The sequence below is a fragment of the Bacillus sp. GMs2/2 genome (genome assembly GCF_050172095.1).
Lineage (GTDB): Bacteria > Bacillota > Bacilli > Bacillales > Bacillaceae_G > Bacillus_A > Bacillus_A cereus.
In genome coordinates this window covers 1-2,831 of the sequence record NZ_JBNLYE010000450.1, presented here as the reverse complement: position 1 = coordinate 2,831, position 2,831 = coordinate 1, and the positions used below count along the sequence as shown (strand labels likewise).

Below are 2,831 nucleotides of genomic sequence, written 5' to 3'. Positions count from 1 at the left end.
CATATACAGCAGATGATTAATTGGATTGAGAGCAATTTAAAAAAGAGATTTTCATTAGATGAATTATCTCGTTACATGGGGTATTCTCCTTATTATTGCTCTTTTAAATTTCATCAAGTAACGGGTTTCAGTATTAGACGTTATATTCTTCTTAGAAGGTTGTATTTATCTACGGAAGATTTAAAGAAAGGTAGGAAGATAATTGAGGTAGCGTTGGATTACGATTACTCTTCCCAAGAGGCTTATAGTAGAGCTTTCAAAAATGTTTTTGGAATGAATCCAAGAGAATACCAACTTAACAAAATGCCTATTCAATCATTTGTTAAACTAAATTTAAATAAAGAAGGGGTGTTTAAAATGAATATTTCTAGAAAAATAGAGGTTGAACAGTTACGAGATAGGAAGAGTGAGCTATTTGATAAAGAGGTACTTAACATATTAAATGGTCAAGTTATGTATGAAGAATTTAAAAACGAAAAGCTAATGGGTGATTCTGATTATGCACCATTTAATGAGGCAATGTGTGTGAACTCGGCTACTACTCAAGTTTTTAATGAAGAGTTTATTAAAACAAGAGCGAAAGGACATAACAGTTCAGTAGAAAGTTATATAAAAAAGGTTATAGATCCGTTAGAAAACCTTTTTACGAAAAAGTATAAATGTATTGTTCTATGGTTTGGTGAAGATATGTTTTGCCAAATGAACCTACTTACCATACTTTCTCACCTTGAACAGTCTGCTTATGAAGGGAAGGTATACTTAAATAGCTTTAGAGAGGATGAATTTAAAGTAAATCAAATTGAACTTGAATTGGGGAATTATTCTTCTATATACAATGAAGTATTAGTACACCATAAAAAGACCTCTCATAAGGTACCACCTGTAATGTATCAGGCTATAGACTTATTTTTAGAAATGTTAACAGAAGATAATGCAGTAATGAAATTCATCTCTAAAAATAAAGATTTATCAACTCGTGAATTATTAATAAAGTTGTTTTATCTTTTTCCAACAATCGGATATGGAGATACTCAGTACATAGAGCTGATTAATAAAATAAAGAAGAAAGCTACACCAAAAATATAGGTGCAGCTTTCTTCTTATAATTGCTCAAGTAATTCTAATTCTTTTTCTACAAATAGCATTAGTTCTTTAATTGTTTCACCAGAAAAATCAAAACGAATACCGGCTGCATCATACACTTCTTTTATAGATTGCGAGCTTCCTAGTGATAATGCCTTTTTATAATTTTCTAGCGCTTGCTTAGGATCCTCTTTATATTGTTTATACATTTGTAATGCACCAAGTTGGGCGATCGCATATTCAATATAATAAAATGGTACTTCAAAAATATGGAGTACAGGTAGCCAACTCGTTGCTATCCAGTTTTCGTAGCCATCAATATGTATGACGCTAGACTGATAATGTTTTTGAAGTTGTAAGTATTTTTCATTTCTTTCTTCAGAAGTATGACTTGGATTTTCATACAGCCAGTGTTGAAATTGATCGACAATAAGCATAATAGGTAAATATGAAATAACATCTTTAAAGAAGTTAATTTTTGCTTGTTTTAAATCTTTTTTGTCTGTATAGAAGGTATCCCAATAATTAAGCGAGAATAACTCCATTGTCATACTGGCTAGCTCAGCTGTTTCAGCTGGAATTTCTATATACTGTCGTAATTTTAATGGTTTTATGAGTTCGTTATGAATACTATGACCCATTTCATGTATAAAAGTGACAATATCATCTTGTGTATAATTTAAGTTCATAAAAATATAAGATAATTGTGAAGCTGGTAAGTACTCACAAAAGCCACCAGCTGCTTTTCCTTTGCGGCTTGTTAAATCAAGACAATTGTGTTTATACATTCGGTTTAAAAGTGCTGAAAATTCAACATCTAGTTTATTAAAGATATGAGTGCTCTTTTCAATTAAATCATTTTCATTTGCAATAGGTTTAAGTACTTTTTGATCTGGAGTTACAGCTGATACATCCCACGGGCGAAGCGTATCAACTTGCAGTTTATCTTTTTTCTCTAGCAATATTTTATCTTTAAGAGGCACAACATACTTACGTATGGATTCAGCTAGTTCATAGCAATCTTTCGCTGAATAATCAAAACGCTCGTATTTTTTGAACATATAATCGCGATAATTCTCTAGTTGAATATTTTTTGCTTTTTGATGGCGAATTTCAATTAATTGATTTAATATGTTTTGGAGTTCTTTTTCAACAGATAAAAATTTTTCAGAAATAATGGTTTTTGCCTTTTTACGGGTGTCACGATTCGAATCTTGTAAATAGGATTGTAATTCTGTTATCGTTTTTTCTTCTCCGTCCCAAATTCCACTTAATCCTCCAGTGATTTCAAAGTACTCTGTGATTAATTTGTCTTCCTTTATTTCTAATTCAATATTTTCCTCACAAAATAACTTTTGAGCGTTTTTTATTTTTGTATCTAATAAACCATATACGTTAGAATCTAATTCCATTCGAAAAGGTGACTCTAAATATTTATTATCCAATAAATTTTGGTACCGCTTTAAAAGTGGCTTTACAAATTGTTGATCATGTTCAAAAGTATCCTTTATTTCTTCATCATCCGTATTACATTGAAAGGCGATGTAATGTGATCTTAATTGTTCTTCGATGTCCCAAATTACTTTTGACTGCTCTTTTAACCAATTTTCAAGGTCTAGTTTTGAAGAAATCATTTTATTTAATAAAGTCGAAAGAGTTTTGTCCAATTGTAGTACATTACTAATATCAATCGTATTTACACGTTGCATTATATATCCCTCACTTTTTATTTATTCATAGAGATATTC

The 2,831-nt window shown here is 30.5% G+C and carries 2 protein-coding genes; one reads left to right on the top strand and one right to left on the bottom strand.

Annotated features, from left to right (window positions below; translation table 11 throughout):
• On the top strand, nucleotides 1-1,086 hold a 1,086-nt coding region (locus ACQGS6_RS25860), incomplete at its 5' end, for a helix-turn-helix domain-containing protein (protein ID WP_426965839.1).
• A gap of 14 nt (nucleotides 1,087-1,100) precedes the next feature.
• Here ACQGS6_RS25860 and ACQGS6_RS25855 read toward each other — a convergent pair.
• Nucleotides 1,101-2,792 carry a M3 family oligoendopeptidase gene (locus ACQGS6_RS25855; protein WP_025966165.1) on the bottom strand — a complete coding sequence of 564 codons (1,692 nt, stop codon included), beginning with the start codon at nucleotides 2,790-2,792 and terminating at the stop codon, nucleotides 1,101-1,103.
• Nucleotides 2,793-2,831: the final 39 nt, after the last annotated feature.

What these genes read in the sequence shown, in the direction of transcription:
- ACQGS6_RS25855 (WP_025966165.1), bottom strand. Translation starts at nt 2,792, where the DNA reads ATGCAACGTGTAAATACGATTGATATTAGTAATGTACTACAATTGGAC.